The following is an 18,489-nucleotide window of genomic DNA, read 5'->3' as shown; positions in this document are numbered from 1 at the left end:
AGCGGAAGTGACTTCGTCGTCACTGAGCGGTCGTAGATTTTGTGCTAATTTGTGCTAACTGGTCGCCGCTCTAGGCATTTTGGCACTTTTGTCCCTTTTTAGAATGTGCAAGTTACATGTTTTCAAAGCGGGAGATGTGTTCGATCCCGACCCGCGCCTCCAATTTCCTCAACAACTTAGCTCCAGAGGTTTTCGGACTGGCTGCCACTTTGGCTGCCAATTGACCGGCACCCCCTTACGAAACAGCCTGATACGCGCCCTCCAGAGCCGCCGACTTTGCGCAGAGCCCCTGACTGAGCGTGGCTGCCGCCTCGTCTGCCGAGGCGTCGAGGACTTGAGCGTAGAACTTGAGAAGAACATCGGGGCGGAGTGACCTAACCGTTCCTGCGCTGCTTTGATCGGCACTTTAGCCTCCACCATCTCCGTCGCTCCCCAGTGCCGCAGAAGCCGCCATGTGACGTGCGGTAGCCCGAGTTTTCCGCGACAGTCTGAATCACCCTGCCCAGAAGGTCCTCGTGCCACATCGGACCCGGTTTCATCTTCGTGCCGGCTTTCTTGATGCGATTCGGAAACTTCCAGTCATCCATCTACATGGCCAACTTATTCTCTCCCATTCAATTTATTGGCAAGCGGAAGGGTGCCCGAGGCGGCAAGCAGGCCAAGAGCAAGGCCGTCGTTGCCGCTGCTCGCCGTGTTACCCCATCGGCTCTGGAGCACGCAGGAAACGCACATACCGTTCTACGAACAAGCTGCTTTAGAGATCGATATGTTCAGCGCAGCTTTGCTGAGGCTTCACCACGCGAGAGGTCGCGTGACCGAGAAGGACGGTAAATCCGGAACAACCGAGTTGACAGGCTACTTCGAAACCGATGCCCTTGTTGGCGTCTGTGATCAGAACAACCTTCGCCATATATATGCCTCCCTATGTTGATTCGCAGAAGTTAGAGACAGGCTGAAGAGGAGGGATTTAAAAAGCGAGGTGGAAGAGCATGGACAAATCAGGGCCACTCCACTCATCGCTGCCTTGGGATTCCCGCTCTATCTGGTGGCAAAAGTGGCGAGAGATAGGCTCTCTTCCACTCCATAAAACTTCAAACACTCATTAATATTTGAATCTCATTGAAAACATTGAGGCGAGTATAGGCTATTTACCCTACCAAAAGAGGAGACAACCGCCTGATTGACAGGACATCTTCGATGATTTGAAATCGACCCACTCAGAAAGTAATCGTTTTTTTATGAAGCGCGGATTCACTCGCGACGAGGCCCGTCTCATCTATAAGTATCTCCCCACCGAGACCACCGAAGACGTCGGCAGCATTCTCGCCGTCTACTCCTGCGGCGGTGCCGTCAACCGGCCTGAGTTCGCCGACCTCACCCCCTGCCCCGACGCTGGCCCCACCCACAAGGGGCCCCCTTACCACAATCAGCAGTACGAGGGCTGCTACACCAACTACCCCGACTCCAACATGCTCGCCTCCCCCTTCTGGCCCCATCTGTACTACGGAGAGCAGGGACTCTATCCCTTCCTCCAAAGAGCGAAGCGGCGCTACGAGCCCGACAACATCTTCCACCACGCCATGTCTATTCGCGCCTGAAAAGCCCGAGTGCGTGCGGTTTGAGTTTGCAGTCTGGTCTTTCGCAATCTGACGTTTTTATACGGAGATGCCTTGGTCCGACCGATCCATTCGAGCCTTTACCAGTCGCACCCGGGTCCCACAGGAGCCGCGCCCTACTCTGCGCCCTCTTCCCCGCATCGTGCCAGGTTCGCTCCCCGTCGTCTTCAACAGACGACGGCTCTCCAGTCAGTTCGAAAATGCCTTTTACTTCCCTTGAACGCGGCAGAATCCCGCTCAGGCGATCTGGCTGCGTACAGGAAGAACTTTCTCTCAAGGAGGCGATGCAGCTAAAAACACGATCCCGACGGTAGTGAGTCGAGAGCCCGGACCGGCAAACCCGACTCCGATCTCACGGTCCGAAGACAAAAGACAAAAACAAGGCTGGGAGAAACACATCGAATCGTGATCCCATTCCCACCCGGCCAATAGCTAAGCAGTTTTTTTGAGGAGACTAAGATGCAACGGAGATCTATCATTCTCAGTATTCTCACCGCCTTCCTCCTGATGGCCTGTTCCGCTATCTCCTGGGGACAGACAATTACCGGAAGCGTGAACGGTACAGTCACCGATTCGACGGGCGCCATCGTTCCCAACGCCAAGGTCACCGCCAGCAATGCGGACACCGGCATCAACACCGACACCACGACCAACAGCGACGGCATCTACAACATCCGCTTCCTGCAGATCGGCCGTTACAAGATCACGGTCAGCGCCCCCGGTTTCGGAGACACGACCTATGGCCCGTTCACCCTCGAGACCGGCCAGAACGCCAAGATCGACAGCCACCTGACCATCGCAGGCCAGCAGCAGAAGGTCCAGGTCCAGGCCGAGATCGCTCCCCTGCTCAACACCGAGAACCCTACCCTCGCCACCACGCTCGACAACCGGGCGATCGAGAACGTTCCCCTCGTCAGCCGTAACCTGACCGCGATCACGATGTTTCTTCCCGGCTCGGTCAGCACCCAGCCCAACAGCTTCGTCAGCAACGCGGCCGTCTCCGGTCCGCTGAGCTCAAACAATCCCGCCGGCGCCAGCAGCAACGCCTCCGTCTCCGTCAATGGCAACCGCCAGCAGGCCAACCAGTACCTGCTCGACGGTATGAACATCAACCAGACCCTCGACGACGAGCTCGGCTATAACCCGAGCGTCGACGCCATCGGCCAGGTCCAGGTCATCTCCGCCAACGCCAACGCCGAGTATGGCAACGTCAACGGCGGCGACATCCTCTACCAGACCAAGAGCGGAACCAACAACTGGCACGGAAGCCTGTTCTACTTCCTAGGAAATTTCAACCTCGACGCCAATAGCTGGGTAAACAACTTCACTCACATTGCGAAGAACTCCTACACCCGCAACCTCTTCGGCGGAACCTTCGGCGGCCCCATCCTGAAGGACAAGCTCTTCTTCTTCGTCGACTATCAGGGCGGCCGCTTCCACTCCGGCGGTCAGTCCCAGGCCAGCGTCTACACCCCTCTGATGCGCACTGGCGACTTCTCGGAGCTCCTGAACCCGGCCATCATGGGCGCAGGCAAGACCGTTCAGCTCTACGACGCAACCCAACCTGGCCATCCCGCCTACGCCAACAACCGGATCCCGGTCACCAACCCCGCAGCACTGTACCTCTTCGCTCACCCGGAGCTTTACCCGCTTCCCAACGCCGCACCAAACCCCGGTTCGCCGACCCAGAACAACTATCACGGTCTCCAGAAGGAGCGGAACTACGGCGACCAGTTCGATGCGAAGGTCGACTGGAAGATCAGTGATAAAGACAACATGTTTGTCCGCTACTCGCAGGACGACAGCGGCCAGACAACCCAAAGCGCTCTACTCACCAGCTTTAACAGCGCCCCCACCTATCCCGTCCGGGGTGTGGCCATCAACGAAGTTCACCAGTTCAGCTCCTCAATCGTCAATGAGTTCCGGGCAGGCTACACCCGCATCCAGGACAATGGCGCGGTCCTGCTCGATCCCAGCGGCCAGTTCGGCCTGAACGGCAACAGCCTGCTCGGCATCGGGGCCAACAATCCTCAGGCTCAGGCTTTTGCTGGCTTCTCCGCTCTGGGCATGCAAAACTCGAATAGCCCCCAGGGCTTTAGCGCCGGCAACGGATCGAGCGACTTCACCCTCATCGGCAACGCCAACGGTGGAACCAACTACACCCTCAACACCTTCCTCTACGGAGACAACCTCACGTGGTCCAAGGACCGGCACACCTTCAAGTTCGGTGCCCAGTTCCAGCGTCAACAACAGAACAACTTCTACCCTGGAAACGACGGCTCCCTCGGAGGCTTTTACTTCCTTGGCGCCGGCACGTCGAATGGAGCCAGCGGCGGATACACCGGAGCTGACTTCGTCCTGAACCGCGCCGGCTTCGTCAGCAAGGGCGGCGTCTCCGGACCGGTCGGAATGCGCTCCTGGCGGGATGCTTACTTCGCTCAGGACGACTGGAAGATCTCCCCAACCCTCACCCTCAACCTCGGCATCCGCTACGAGTACATCCAGCCCATCTACGAGGTCAACAACAAGATGTCGACCATCGATCCCAACAACCCCTCGGTCGTTCTGCTCGCCGGCTCAACGCAGGCTCAGGCCGCAGGCTACAACCGCGCCCTCGTCGATCCCTACTACGGCGGCGTGATGCCCCGTATCGGCTTCTCCTGGCAGGCACAACCTCGCCTGGTCGTCCGCGGCGGATACGGCATCCAGAACTTCATGGAAGGCACCGGAGCTAACCTCCGCATGACCACCAACCTTCCCTTCCAGGGCTCCTATCAGGCCAGCGGTGTTCAGCCCAATGCCGCAACTGGAACCCCCGGTAACTTCTTCGATGTCCAGGATGGTTTCGGAATCCCGAACCCCAGCGGCGGAGCCAGCGGTGTCGTCTATAACGTCTGGAACAAGAAGATCAAGCCCGCCTTCATCGGCGAGTACAGCTTGACCCTCGAGTACCAGCTCAGCAACACCGCCTCCTTCCAGATCGGCTATCTGGGAGAGTCCGGACAGCACCTCATCACTGCTAACCAGAGAAACCAGCTCCAGGCTCCGTGCGTCCTCAATGGGGTCGTTCAAACGTTCCCGAGCGCCGGACAGCCACAACCGGCGGGATGCCCCAAGTCCCCCTTCCAGGACACTCCCGGCGTAGGCTACACCGGAGTGGTCCGCTATACAGACTCCAACGCCATGATGAACTACAACTCTCTGCAGGCGAGCTTCCGTCAGCGTCTGTCCCGAGGTCTGCAGTACACCGCAAACTACACCTATAGCCGCGCCATGACCAACAGCATCGGCTTCTACGGCGCTCCCGGCGTCAGCGTATCCAGCGCTTACGCCGAGAACGTCTACAACCTCCACAACGAATACGGTCCGACCGGACAGGACGTCCGCAACGCCCTCAACTTCAACCTTGTCTACGATCTTCCCCTTGGCCGTGGCCGCAGGTTCGGTGCGAACATGCCGCTCGCTCTGGACGAAGTCGTGGGCGGATGGAAGATCGGCATGACCGGCGTCGCCTACTCCGGCTTCCCCGTCAGCATCAGCACCTCAAGCAATAACTCGGCTGTCAACGGCAACTCTCAGCGCCCGAATCATTACCGTGAGCTGAAGATTGTCAATCGCTCCATCAACAACTGGTTTGGTACGGACCCGTCCGCAGTGCCTTGCACCACGCCTGGCGTTGACAACGGCGTCTGCGCCTACGGTCAGCCCGCGCTCGGAACCTTCGGTACCGCTCCTCCCGACTCCGAACGTGCGCCGAGCTTCCAGACGTATGGAGCTTCGGTCACTAAGGACTTCACCATCTGGCGCGAGCACCAGATCAACTTCCGCGCGGACGCCGACAACTTGTTCAACAGCGCGTTTCTCGGCAATCCGCAGAACAATATCCTCAACACCCAATTCGGCAACATCATCAATCAAAGCAATCCGATTCGGTCCAACCCGCGTCAGATGCAGCTCTCCGTCAAGTACCACTTCTAACCATCCCACAACAGAGAAGGCCCGGACTCTTTCGAGTCCGGGCCTTTCTACTGACCGCATTCTTTCCATCAGTGAGCGAAGCTAAACTCCTCGTATGACCCAATCAAAAGGAAGTCGAAGTCGATGAGTCAGCCGTCCGGCAGATGGGCATCTCAGGTGTACCGTTCTTTCTCCTAAACGAGAAAATCCCCTCTCGCGGCATCCAAACACCGGAGCACTCTCTGTCCATCTTGCATCAAGCATGACAAGCTCAATAGTTGTGGGCCTGCTCTATGCCTCCTACAGGCCGTATCTACAATGGGTATCAGTGGGAGGCACTGAGAAAGATCGGCTTCACTATCGCCTCAATCTTCGCAGCCATCTCCTCGGCGGAAACCCGATCCGGCGTCTGCAACCAGCGCCGCGCTGCCCCGAAAATGGCCCAGGCAGCCGTGGTTCCCAGAAGCGCCGGGTCAACACCGGATGGGGCCGGATGATTTGAAGCGCCCTCCAGGAACATACTTTCGACCACCGGGATGATCGAGCCCTCGAGAGGCATCTTCTCCAGTTGGCTGGGACAACCAGTGGTTTCAGCCAGATAATCGCAGACGCCGAGAGCAATCGCGCGCAACGCTCCATCGCAATCTGTGAAGGAAAGGCCCCGACGAGCGATAAGGTCTCGAAAGCGAGTGGCCGTCATGGCGTGCAGAAGCGCGCCTTTATCCGGGTAATGCAGATAGAAGGTAGCTCGATTCAGAGTTGCCTCGTCGGCAATCTCCTGAACCGAAATATCTTCGAACTCTTTCCTGCTCAATAGGTTAGCGAGGGCCTCCATGAGCATCCGCCGACTCCGCAGGATGCGCGGATCAACCGCTTCCGTTGTGAAATCGGATTGGAGAGCCTCAGACATTCAACCCTCAGAATACTCTCCTTCGGCAATAGATGCTTATGCGACACTTGCCTATTTATTATGAGTCGACAGGTGTTTATTAGTAGTCATATGTCTATCAGGAGGTATTGCCATGTCCACACTTCTTCACATCGACTCCAGCCCACTGTACGGCCGGTCAGTCTCTCGAGAGCTCACCGGTGCGTTCGTTTCCCAATGGAAAGCTTCAAACCCGGACGGAAAGGTAGTTGACCGAGACCTAAACGCAACTCAAATCCCGCCGATCAATGCCGACTGGGTAGGCGCCATATTCACGCCGGAGGAGGCGCATACTCCAGAGCAGAAACAGCTACTTGCGCTTTCAGACAGTCTGATAGCAGAACTCCAGCAGACCGACGAGTATGTCATCGGTGTACCGATGCACAACTTCAGCGTGCCCTCTGTGCTGAAGCTCTGGATCGACCAGATCGCGCGCGTCGGCAAGACCTTCTCCTATGCAGATGGAACTCCCAAGGGTTTGATTCTCGGCAAGAAGGCAACGTTCATCATCGCTACCGGCGGCATCTACGATGCGCAGACGCAGATGGCATCTCTCAATTTTGTAGAGCCGTATCTGCGGTCGCTCTTTGGTTTCCTCGGTCTCACGGATGCGACCTTCCTCACCGCTGGCGGAACAATGGCGCTGAACCATGGACAGGATCGTGATGCGTTTCTCGCGCCGCACCTTCAGGCTGTGCAAACACATGCCGTAGCGACACAGGAAGGTCAGGCATGAAGATCGCTTCCATCACCTCTCGCTACCTTCTGGGGCTATTGTTTACTGTCTTTGGCCTGAACGGATTTCTCAATTTCATCCATCAACCACCGCCACCGAATCCCTTGGCCATACAATTTCTGACGGCTGCTTTTGCATCGCACTTTGCCGCGTTTTTCTTCGCGGTGCAACTGCTTGGTGGAGTGCTGCTGCTCTCCGGCTATTTTGTGCCTCTTGGACTGACACTGCTGGCGGCAGAACTCTACAACATCATTGCGTTTCATCTGACGCTTGGACCAGGCATTGCTGTGGGGCTGGTAGGCTGTGTGCTTTGGGTCCTGGTTTTCATTCAGTATCGCGAAAGCTTCAAGGGCATCCTCAGCCCGAAGCCTGCGCCTGTGTCGACTACGGAAGCTTGATTGGCTTCGCAGCAAGGCGATACGATTTCTCCTTGCTGCGAAATGGTTTTGGTAACGGAAAATGGAATGAGCAGTCCTTCCGAACCGGAGAGAGACTAATCCCATGAAAACTCGTGGCAACACCTCGTCGAGGAAGTTTCCCGCAGACGATCCAGGGTTGAGATGACGATCGGTATCGACCTTGGCGATGTCTGGAGCCACTACTGCGCCCTCAACGAAGTCGGAAGATTGATCGTTGCTTAATACAAATTTGCCATTGTACAAACCATGTTTCTACGAGCCGCGGTTCTTCTTAGCAGTATCCTGACGCTATCCGTACCTTGCCCTCAAGGGGCCAGTTTACTCGCGAGGTGATCTCGCCGAAATGGACCGACGCAGATTCCGTGGATGTGGTCTGCAACTTCTAGCGGCGCATGTTTCAAAGGCTCTTTCAATGAAAAGAGTTGGAGTGAATTATCTGCCTCCAAGCGATGTGGCCTCATGCACAGTGAAGACTGGATTCCATTTCTGTCGCGAAGGTGCATCCCCTACAAAGCCGCCGACCCCATTCGCTGCTGTGAAATAACGGGTATCCGCAAGATTATGCACGCCAAACACACCAGTCCAGCCATAAGCCTTTATGTTGGATTTGCCGACAGCGAAAATTCAGAGACGTTCACTCATGCTGGGAGCATTGCCTGTTGTCTCTTCCATGACGAAAACCTCATCTCTTCCCTCGACATTGAAGCTGAAGACAGTGCAGTGTTTCGCGAGGCATGGCAAGATCTTTATCCATACCGCGAAGCAGACAAGGAATGTACTACCAAGTATGGTGGGCAATAATCGAAGTTGAGACCGGCTTGAAATCCATTACTTTAATGCGCAACACGAGCTGAAAGTTTCGTTTCTGCCAACTCCCTCCAAGAGCGTCACCCATCTGTTGAATCCCTTCCGGACTGCAAACAAAATCCGTTGCGGCCAATGTTCCATACTGGCCCATTCCCGCCACGCTCACCAGGGGTTGGTCGTCACCGTGATGCAAGACACGAGTAACGATGGCATAGTCTTCGGTGTCATGGGAATCGTCAGATGCCTGGAGCACCCATGCCTTGCCGGGCTGATTGCGATCTTCGATGCGGTTGCGTGAGGCGAGCACAAAACGGAAGTTGCGGGTGAGTTCGCGGGTCATCGGATTGTTGAATCCGCCGATCAGCAGGGTTGGATTATTCCGAACTTCGGCAAATGAGATGTCGTTCGGGAAACGCTCCTGGTAAGTTTTGGCGAAGTGCGAAAGGGTGCTCACCGCCTCCGAGACAGCGGCTACATCGCCAAGCGCCACGAAGCTGTTCTCCGCGGCGTGGAGCCCGGTGGAGGCGATCGTCTGGTTTGGGGCGAACTGTTGAAAGAACTCCATACCCGAGCTCTCAAGATGGTTCTGTCGGCTGTATGCGTCTGCCTCCTCGTCCGACACTCGGTAAACAGCGTTGCTTCCAATTGAAATCAGAAGTGGCTTCGGGCTATCCAGCACCGGTGCCCAGAAGCTTCGAAGAATCCGATCCGATCGGCCGTGGTACCAGCTCGTCACAGTGAAAATACCTGCGATCAGAAGGGCGACCAGAAAGACTAACTGCAACATACCTAGATGGAAAGACTTGTGGGCCAAAGAATCCGGATCGGCATTTAGAACGGAGTCCCCGTGAGCAGGCAAGGGCTGCGACAAGAGATTCGGCGACGACGAACCAGCGATGGCCGCGGGCATCTGGTCGATGAAGGGCTCGGATGGCTCAGGTTGCAGCGTCTTCCAGGTGAAGGTGGCCTTGTAAGAACCTGAGGGCACATCGATTCGAACATCCGGCACGGTCGGGAGCGACTGGTAGTAGAGGGCAAGACGTTTACGGAGATCGGCGGCACGGATGCGAACGATCGGATCCTCCCCGGGTTCGTAGTCCGGCTTCCGGCCGAAGACCTCTGTGCCGATTACGCGTTCGCGAAGAAGCGCCAGTTCGCCAGAGAGGGTGTGCTCGGCGATGTATTGCAAAAGTGTCTGACACTGCTGAGTGGAGCGCATGGAGGGGCTGGCGAGCACGGCTTCGAGAGCCTGCTGCACCTCCTGCTGCTGAGCCAGCGAAAGAGACTGCCCACGATCCTGTGCATGCGGATCCTTTGTCTGCGCCGAAACTATGGCCATGACCGGGTATGTTACCCCCCTCCTTCAGCCACAGTCAATTCAACAAAATGTTGCACTTAGATGGGGACTGCGTGACGGGACACTGTAATGCACCTTGTTAGTCCAATAGTCCGGCGAGTTTAGTGCTCGGGATATCGAAAGTGCTTTTCAGCCACGTTGAAACGAGGAATTGGCTGGCTCGACTGCCGCTGCAGCGCTCAATCAAGGAGACCATGATGCATCCCCCAAAAAAATATTCCATTCTGTCGCACACCATTCCGCTGCTGGCAGTTTTATTGCTGGTGTTGGGATACACGCTAAACGCCAAAGCACAAACCACAGCAAGCCTCTCCGGTATCGTCCAGGATGTGACCGGAGCCGTAATTCCGAACGCTCACATCGTCCTGACGAACGCAGCAACCGAGGAAAAACGCGAGCTAAATAGTAACGCGAGCGGATTTTTCACCTTTGCGGGCATTGTTCCGGGCACGTACGCCGTCGATATTACCGCGAACGGCTTTCGTGGATTCCGTCAGTCCGACATCATGGTTAATCCGGGCGACACCCGCAGTCTGCAAAATCTCAACCTTGCCATCGGCACCAGCAACGAGACCGTCACAGTCCAGAGCAGCGTGAACTACGTTGCACCTGAGGACTCTGCCGAACGCTCTTCGCTCTTGACAACTCACGATATCGATCGCCTACCCATCCAGAGCCGGAACATGTCGGAGTTGCTGAAGATCCTTCCCGGTGTCACGACAACGGCTAGTGGAACCGGCAACGGACCAGGATTCGACTTCAGCGACACCGGCTCCTCCGGCTCCGCAGTCGGTGTCGGTCTCAATACAAACGGCGCGCCGTACCGAGGCGGCACGGCCTATCTGCTCGATGGCGCGAGCATCATTGATCCGGGTTGCGCCTGCTGGTCGATCGCCACGGTAAACCCGGATATGACCCAAGAGGTTAAAGTCCAATCGTCCAACTTTGGCGCCGACTCCGCACAGGGCCCGGTCGTCATCAATGTCATCAGCCGCTCGGGAACCGCGGAGTTTCATGGTCAAGGGTACTTCTATGCCCGCAATGGCGTGTTAAATGCGAACTCCTGGCAGGACAAGCACAGTTCTACACCGACCGCGCGGCCCCAGGCCTCTTATTACTATCCTGGCGGCAGCATCGGCGGCCCCATCCTGATTCCTCACACCAACTTCAACCACAATCGCAAGCTAATCTTCTGGGCGGGTTTTGAATCCTTCCGACAGAACCTCCCTGCGGCTTCTCCACTTACTTCCTATGTGCCGACGGCTGCCATGCGAGCCGGAAACTTCAGCCTGACCGATCCGGCAAACGCCGCGCTCTGTGCCAAGAGCACGGGCAACGACTTCTGTCAGCCTCTAACCGGCGGATTTGCTCCAGACGGCGCGAAACTCACCGGAACTCAGATTCCAACCCAGTACCTCGACCCCGGAGCCCTTGCGCTCTTGAAACTCTTCCCCACAGCGAACGTGGACCCCTCGACCAACGCCTCCGGTTACAACTACTTTCTGCAGCCGAGCAACCTCCACAACGGATACATCTACCGCGGCCGCGTGGACTACAACCTGAGCGAAAAGAACAAGATATTTGTGAGCTACCAGTATGGCAGTGACTCCGAGACCACCGTCGCTCACATCTACTACAACCCGAGCAACGCGGTCGCCTATCCGGCTGGCCCACTTATCAGCCCAGTCCACTCGCATGTGCTGAGCGGAAGCTACATCCACATCTTCAACTCGTCCGCGACCAACGAGGTCCGCATATCCACGGGCTGGCTGGACAATCCATACTCCGCATCTGACCTCAAGGCTGCATACAACAGCACCATCGGTTATCCATACGGCACCGTCTATAGCACCGCCTCTCTTCTGGCCCCTGCCATCAACTCACCCGGTGCGCGCACCCTGCCCGATATCTCCCAGCCCGACCTCTTTCAGCAGGGGGGAACCTTCAACTCCATTAAGAAAGCTCCTTCCGTATCGGATGACTTCACCGTGGTCTACAAGTCGCACACCTTCAAGATAGGCGGCTTCTGGAGCCGTGGCGGTAACAAGCAAGGGACGTACGGATATACCAACGGTTCGCTCTCCTATGCCAGCGGCGCAAAGACAGACCAGTTGACGGGCCTGACCATCGGCACCGTCAATCCCCTGGCGAACTTCCTGTTAGGCATTACGAGCGGATTCACGCAGAACAACACTAACCCGATCGACGACATGTTCTACAACACCGGCGCCGGCTACGTGCTGGACAACTGGAAGGTTAAACCCCGGCTGACACTGAACCTCGGCCTGCGCCTCGAACACATCGGACGCTGGCGGGATGCGAATGGCACGGGTCTTGCCGTATGGGAACCCAATCGTTATGCCGCTGACGTCGTGGCGAAGAAAGTCTACCCCGGTGTGTACTGGCACGCAATCGATCCGAGTGTTCCGGTCGGCGGATCTCCGGTGCAGACCATCTTTCTCGAGCCTCGGCTTGGTCTCGCCTATGACGTGCGCGGCAACGGAAGCACCGTCGTACGGGGAGGCTGGGCTGCATATCGCTGGAACGATCAATACAATGACTACGCTGGCCCCCTCACCACGTCCCTGGGTGTCAAGACCTATAACTCCAACGGCGGACAGGCCATTACTCTGAAAGAGATCGGGGCGCTTGGATCTTCGAGCAACCTGGGCTCTCTGCCATCGAGCGTCTACGCAACCGATCAGAACGATGACAAGACGGGCGTCACTTATGCCTACAACCTGACCATCTCGCAACGCCTTGCGCACGCGATGCTGTTTGAGATCGCATACGTGGGCAACCAAACGCAGAACATCCTTCTGGGCGGGCAGAGCAACGGCTCCGGCGTAGGGGGAACAGCCTTGGTGAATCAGAACAAAATTCCGCTTGGCGGACTCTTTAGGACGGACCCCGTGACAGGCGCTCCCGCCCCCACCGATCCGGAGAACGTACCAAACATCGTGGACTACTACCCTTACTACCAGGGTTACGGGACGAACGCGGTTTCGGTAAACACGCACTCCGGCTATGCGAACTACAACGGTTTGCAGCTTAGCCTGATGAAACAGGCCGGACGCATCAGCTACAACATCAACTACACCTATTCGAAGTCCCTCGGCATTATAGGAAGCACCCTCGATGCCTTCAACGTCCGGAACAATTACGGTGTGCTCAACATCGACCGTCCTCATGTGGTCAACACGTCGTATGCCTTCGATCTCGGTTCCCCCATCCACGGCAATCGCTTTGCCGGCGGCGCTGTGAATGGTTGGACTCTGACGGGCACGACCACTTGGCAGGCCGGTGGCAATCTGCAGGCCAACACAAGTCAGAATCTCGGTCTCACCATTCAAAACACCAACCTGAACCACACCATCGGGTCTGCGACCTACTACGGAACGCCTGCCAACAGCGTCCTGCCAATCCTTACCTGCAACCCGGCCTCGAACCTGAAGACCTACCAGCACGTCAACCTTGACTGCTTCACCGCTCCCCAGATCGGACAGGTTGGTATCCGTCAGGCGCCTTACCTCAGCACACCTTCGTTCTTCGATTCCGACCTTGGCATCTATAAGAGCTTCCATATCGTCGAGCATCAGACGCTGGAGCTTCGCGGTACGGCATTCAACTTCCTCAACCATCCCCTGCCAGGCTTCAGCACCAGCGACCTGACCTCCATCAAACTAAACACCGCAGATAACAAGACCTTCACATCGCAGGTCCCGAACGTAAACCGTGGCATCACCGATGCAAAATACACGCAGAGGACGCTGCTGCTTGCAGTAAAGTACAGGTTTTAAGCGAAGGCTAAGTGCGCCGCCAGCAGCTTCCGATACTGTGTAAGCTGCTGGCGACGCATTTAGCCTAAAATTTCCCGAGGCCTCTGAGAACGCGCAATGTTGTCCAGAACGGATCTGTTGGGAGGAGACCGGCCCTTTCTGCTTCTCGGACCTATTCTTCCTTGGAACGCCTGTGTGCTCGCATAGCGGGCCATACAGATCATGACCATTCATTCTGAACGATCAGCCCGCATAAGCGAGATAGGCGCCCTTGATCATGCCGCACCGACCCTTTTTCCTCTTCCTCATTCTGCTCTCCATCCCAACGGTGCGCGGTGCATACGCCCAGCAGCTTGTGCTCACACGCGATAACGCGACCGTACTCGTCGAGCCTTACGCGCCCAACATCGTCCGTGTTTCCATCAGCCTCAATCGTGCCGATGCCCTGGCCAAACCCGGCTACGGCATCAGCGCCATGCCCACACCGCAGGGTTGGTCCACATCGTCCACCAACTCCGGCGATGTGCTTCGCTCGGATAGGATGACCGTCACCATCTCGCCGCAGAGACCGAAGTACACCCCCTCGGGCACCTCGGGTGACATCGCCAAATTCTTCACCGGTTCCACTCCCGGTGTCGGGGTCTCGATCACCAATGCGGACGGAACGCCGCTGGTGCAGATGCAGGGCTGGCAGATGTCGGTCCCCAACCACAAGGATGGCAACGCCGGGATCCTCAATGACCGGCGCCCCAGCGATCCTCCCTTCTTCCAGGTTGGTGCAAGCTTTCATTCGACGAACGACGAGCACTACTACGGCCTTGGACAAAACCAGGAAGGCAATCTCGATCGTCGCGGACATGTCCTTCGTTGTGCCCACGACTACAACGCCCCCTCCGGCCAAAGCGTCTGCGTTCCCTTTATCGTCACGAACAAGGGCTATGGCCTGCTCTGGGATAACCCGTCCGCAACCACGGTCGCCTTTGGCTTCAACGACCAGACCCGCTGGACCTCCGATGTCGGCCAGCGCGTGTCCTTCTTCGTCATCGCCGGTAAAACTTACGACGAGATCTATACCGGCTTCCGTACACTCACAGGCTCGACCCCCATGCTCCCCAAGTCAGCCTATGGCTATCTCCAGAGCAAGCAGCGCTATGCCAGCCAGCAGGAGCTGCTCGATGTTGCCAAGGGATATCGTGATCGCCACTACCCCATCGATGACCTGATCATAGACTGGTTCCACTACACCATCATGGGCCAGATGGACATGGATCCTACGAAGTGGCCCGATCCCGCAGCGATGAATAAGCAACTGCACGCGATGAACTTCCACACCATGATCAGCATCTGGCCGCGCTTCGTGCCGGAAGACCGTTTCTACTCGACGCTTGTGAAGAACGGCTGGTTCGAGCAACTCGCCGACGGCACCCCCACCAACGGTCTGCCCTACGACCGCGCCGGAGCCGACATCGACACCACCAACCCCGACGCAGCGAAGTGGTACTGGAGTGTCGTCAAACAGAACTTCGTCGACAAGGGATTCGACGCCTTCTGGGCTGACGAGACCGAGCCCGATCTGCCGCCCAATGGAAGCTACTTTCATATAGGGCCCGGTACCCAGTACTTCAATGTCTATCCGCTCTTTCACACCGCTGCCTTCTACGATGGCTTCCGTAAAGACCTAACCACCCGTGCCCTCATCCTCGCCCGCGACGCCTATCTCGGGGCACAGCATAACGGTTCCATCTTCTGGTCCTCCGATATCAACGGCAATTGGGACACGCTCAAACGCCAGGTCTCAACCGGCATCAACTTCGTCGCCAGCGGTATGCCCTACTGGAGTACCGATATCGGCGGCTGGCAGTACCTGCCCACCGTCCACAAGCCCGACCGTACTCCGCTCATCGATCCGAGCGACGCACGCGAAAATATCGGCCACTACGACGACTATCCCGAACTCTATGTCCGCTGGTTCGAATACGGCGCCTTTCAGCCTAACTTCCGCAGCCACGGAAGCCGGCCCGCAAACGAGGTCTGGTCGTACGGCAAACAGGCCGAACCGATCCTCGCGAAATACCTGCGCCTGCGCTACCAGTTGATGCCCTACATCTACAGCCTCGGCTACATGTCGCACCAGACCGGCGCGCCCTTCATGCGTGGACTCTTCATGGACTTCGGAGACGATCCCAAAGTCGTCAACATCGGGGATGAGTATATGTTCGGGCCAGCCCTGCTGGTGGCCCCCGTAACCGAGCAAGGTCGCACCACGCGGGAGGTATACCTTCCCGCCGGTACCGATTGGTATAACTTCTGGACGAATCAACGGGTGCATGGCGGGCAGTTCCTCACCGTCGAGGCTCCCATCGACACCATCCCTCTCTTCGTCCGCGCCGGGTCAATCCTGCCGCTCGGCATTCCTGTCGAAAGCACGAACGAAGACCAGAAGATCGCCCAAGTCCGCGTCTATCCGGGAGCAGACGGCGACTTCGCACTCTATCGCGACGACGGTAATACCTACAACTACGAACATGGCGACTTTCAGCTCACCCAGCTTCACTGGTCAGATCAGGCCGGAAAGCTGACTCACTCGGGCCCCAGTCCATGGACTGTCCCGGATAGCACTATCCTCAAAATCATAGGCAAGTAGCAGCACCTCCGTGCTTGCTGAAATACGTATAAGGACAAGCCATCATGCATCTCCGTTCGACCGCACTCGCCCTTGCTCTTACTGCAGTCTCCTGCATCGCGCAAACTCCTCAACCCGACGCGCGCCCATGGATGAACACCGCGCTTTCGCCCGACGAACGCGCCGACATGGTCGTGCATGAACTGACCCAGGCCGAGAAGATCCAACTCGTTCACGGCATTGGCTGGGGTCCCCTCCGCGAAGGCGCGCCGGTACCTCCCGGCAATAACGGAGGTGCTGGCGAGGTCCTCGGTATTCCTCGCCTCGGCATCCCCGATCTCCAGCAGGCCGATTCCGCCGTCGGTGTCCGCATGGCCGCTCCCGAAAGCCGCTACGCGACCCTGCTCCCATCCGTACTCGGAGCGGCAGCGTCGTGGGATCCCGAAGCCGCTCTTATCTATGGAGATGTCATCGGCCGAGAGCTTCGTGCGCAGGGCTTCAACCAATCGATCGGTGGCGGCGTAGACCTCGCTCGCGACCCGCGCAATGGCCGTCTCTTTGAATATCCCGGAGAAGATCCCGTGCTCGCTGGCGTCACGGTGGGGCAGCTCATCCGCGGCGTGCAGAAGAACCAGATCATGGGCGACATCAAACACTACGCCATGAACGACCAGGAGACGGGACGAACCATCGTCGACGTCCATGCAACTCACAAGGCCATGCGTGAAAGCGACCTGCTCGCCTTTGAAATCGGCATCCGTATCGGTCAGCCGTCTTCCGTCATGTGCAGCTACAACAAGGTCGACGGCGATTGGGCCTGCGAGAACGATTACCTCCTCAACCAAGTCCTCAAGCGCGACTGGCACTATCCCGGCTTTGTCGTCTCCGACTGGGAGGCCACTCACTCCACGGTGAAGGCTGCGCGCGCCGGTCTCGACATGCAGATGCCGGGAGACGAGTACTTCGGCAAGCCGCTGCTTGATGCGGTCGCCGACGGCTCCGTACCCCAATCGCGGCTCGACGACATGGTGCACCGCCTGCTGCGCAGCATGTTCGCCGCGGGCGTCATCGACCACCCGCCCACCCCTCGCTTCGTCGTAGACCCGTTCAAAGGTCGCGATGATTCACAGCACATCGCTGAAGAGAGCATTGTTCTGCTGCGCAATCAGAATAATGTGCTTCCACTCGACCCTTCGACCATTCACTCGATCGCGGTCATCGGTGCCCACGCAAATGTCGGAATACTGTCAGGTGGCGGGTCCGCGCAGGTCGATGCGCCCGGTGGAAATGCTATCAGCCCAAAGACACCAACCTCATGGAACAAACCTGTCTACTTTCCTTCCGCTCCTCTTCGCTACATCCGGGAACACGCACCTCAGGCCGACGTTCACTTTGATCCAGGCACGGACCTCGCCGCGGCGGCCAAGCTCGCTCATTCCGTCGAAGTCGCTATCGTCTTTGCCGACCAATACATGAGCGAAGGCTCCGACTCCCTCACGCTCTCACTGCCCAATCACCAGGACGATCTCATCCGCGCCGTCTCAGTCGCCAATCCCCATACCATCGTCGTCCTGGTCACCGGCAATCCCGTCTCCATGCCGTGGGTCGACTCCGTCAGTGGCATCCTTGAGGCCTGGTATCCCGGCATCGCCGGTGGCCAAGCCATCGCAGATATCCTCTTCGGCAGTACCAACCCTTCGGGAAAGCTGCCGATCACCTTCCCGCGGACTGAATCCGATCTTCCTCACCCTCAGATCTTCGGCATCGATGCGAGCCGTGGAGATGCCGGTTTGCCTGAAAATTGGACCGCTAAACAAAAAGAGACCAGCTTTCCGGCCGACTACTCCGAAGGAGTCCGATTTGGCTACAAATGGTTTCAGTCCACCCACAGACAGCCGCTCTACCCTTTTGGATTCGGACTTTCCTATACTCACTATCGCTACTCTCGCCTGTCCGTCGATGCTCAGGCCCGCACCGCAACTTTCACCGTCGAAAACACGGGACAGCGATTCGGCACGGAGATCGCCCAGCTTTACGTTCAGTTGCCAGCCGCAACCCAGGAGAACTTCCACCGGCTTGCCGGATGGCAGCGCATTCCCTTGAAGCCACGCGAACGGAAAACTGTCACTCTTCCGATGGAACCCTTGGCCCTCGCGGGTTTCAACGTGGACAAAAATGCATGGGAGTGGCCGCATGGCGACTACGTCGTTGCAGTCGGCGGCAGTTCAAGCGATTTACCTCTCGAGATAAAAACCAAACTCAACTAA

11 protein-coding genes are annotated in these 18,489 nt (G+C 57.4%); 8 read left to right on the top strand and 3 right to left on the bottom strand.

All coding sequences use genetic code 11. The features are described from left to right. Positions 1-754 precede the first annotated feature (754 nt). Positions 755-910, bottom strand: coding sequence for a hypothetical protein (locus FTO74_RS19655; protein ID WP_255462528.1), 156 nt, complete (start codon positions 908-910; stop codon positions 755-757). A 328-nt stretch (positions 911-1,238) separates the two neighbouring features. On the opposite strand from FTO74_RS19655, the gene FTO74_RS05755 reads away from it, so the two are divergent. Together FTO74_RS05755 and FTO74_RS05750 are read left to right on the top strand one after the other, a co-directional pair. Next, positions 1,239-1,598, top strand: coding sequence for a BBE domain-containing protein (locus FTO74_RS05755; RefSeq protein WP_162537283.1), 360 nt, complete (start codon positions 1,239-1,241; stop codon positions 1,596-1,598). Positions 1,599-2,075: 477 nt separating this feature from the next. Continuing rightward, a complete protein-coding gene (locus FTO74_RS05750; protein ID WP_162537282.1) occupies positions 2,076-5,594 on the top strand; it encodes a TonB-dependent receptor in 3,519 nt (1,172 codons plus the stop codon). Between the two features lie 304 nt (positions 5,595-5,898). Here the strand turns inward: FTO74_RS05750 and FTO74_RS05745 are convergent, their stop codons facing one another. Further along, the gene (locus FTO74_RS05745; protein WP_162537281.1) at positions 5,899-6,483 is read right to left on the bottom strand and encodes a TetR/AcrR family transcriptional regulator; all 585 of its coding nucleotides are present in this window, start codon (positions 6,481-6,483) and stop codon (positions 5,899-5,901) included. A gap of 112 nt (positions 6,484-6,595) precedes the next feature. Here FTO74_RS05745 and FTO74_RS05740 point away from each other — a divergent pair, with 112 nt between their 5' ends. The 3 genes from FTO74_RS05740 to FTO74_RS05730 all read left to right on the top strand — a co-directional run bounded on the left by FTO74_RS05740 (position 6,596) and on the right by FTO74_RS05730 (position 8,457). Further along, positions 6,596-7,237: an NAD(P)H-dependent oxidoreductase gene (locus FTO74_RS05740; RefSeq protein ID WP_162537280.1), complete on the top strand. Its 642-nt coding sequence runs from the start codon at positions 6,596-6,598 to the stop codon at positions 7,235-7,237. Beyond that, the gene (locus FTO74_RS05735; RefSeq protein ID WP_162537279.1) at positions 7,234-7,635 is read left to right on the top strand and encodes a hypothetical protein; all 402 of its coding nucleotides are present in this window, start codon (positions 7,234-7,236) and stop codon (positions 7,633-7,635) included. The genes FTO74_RS05740 and FTO74_RS05735 overlap by 4 nt, the downstream gene beginning before the upstream one ends. 387 nt (positions 7,636-8,022) lie before the next feature. Continuing rightward, positions 8,023-8,457 (top strand): hypothetical protein, encoded by a 435-nt coding sequence (locus tag FTO74_RS05730; RefSeq protein ID WP_162537278.1) that lies wholly within the window; start codon positions 8,023-8,025, stop codon positions 8,455-8,457. Here the strand turns inward: FTO74_RS05730 and FTO74_RS05725 are convergent. Further along, entirely contained in the window at positions 8,435-9,802 is a 1,368-nt protein-coding gene (locus FTO74_RS05725) for a hypothetical protein (protein WP_162537277.1), read from the bottom strand. The genes FTO74_RS05730 and FTO74_RS05725 overlap by 23 nt on opposite strands. Positions 9,803-10,014: 212 nt before the next feature. On the opposite strand from FTO74_RS05725, the gene FTO74_RS05720 reads away from it, so the two are divergent. From FTO74_RS05720 to FTO74_RS05710, 3 genes are all read left to right on the top strand, one after another. Then, positions 10,015-13,620, top strand: a complete 3,606-nt coding sequence (locus FTO74_RS05720) for a carboxypeptidase regulatory-like domain-containing protein (protein WP_255462527.1) — start codon at positions 10,015-10,017, stop codon at positions 13,618-13,620. A gap of 256 nt (positions 13,621-13,876) precedes the next feature. After that, positions 13,877-16,243 carry a TIM-barrel domain-containing protein gene (locus FTO74_RS05715; protein WP_162537276.1) on the top strand — a complete coding sequence of 789 codons (2,367 nt, stop codon included), beginning with the start codon at positions 13,877-13,879 and terminating at the stop codon, positions 16,241-16,243. Between the two features lie 44 nt (positions 16,244-16,287). After that, entirely contained in the window at positions 16,288-18,489 is a 2,202-nt protein-coding gene (locus tag FTO74_RS05710) for a glycoside hydrolase family 3 C-terminal domain-containing protein (RefSeq protein WP_162537275.1), read from the top strand.

Source organism: Granulicella sp. WH15, assembly GCF_009914315.1.
GTDB lineage: Bacteria > Acidobacteriota > Terriglobia > Terriglobales > Acidobacteriaceae > Edaphobacter.
The sequence above is the reverse complement of the archived record's forward strand: the minus strand, read 5'-3'. Positions and strand labels throughout refer to the sequence as shown.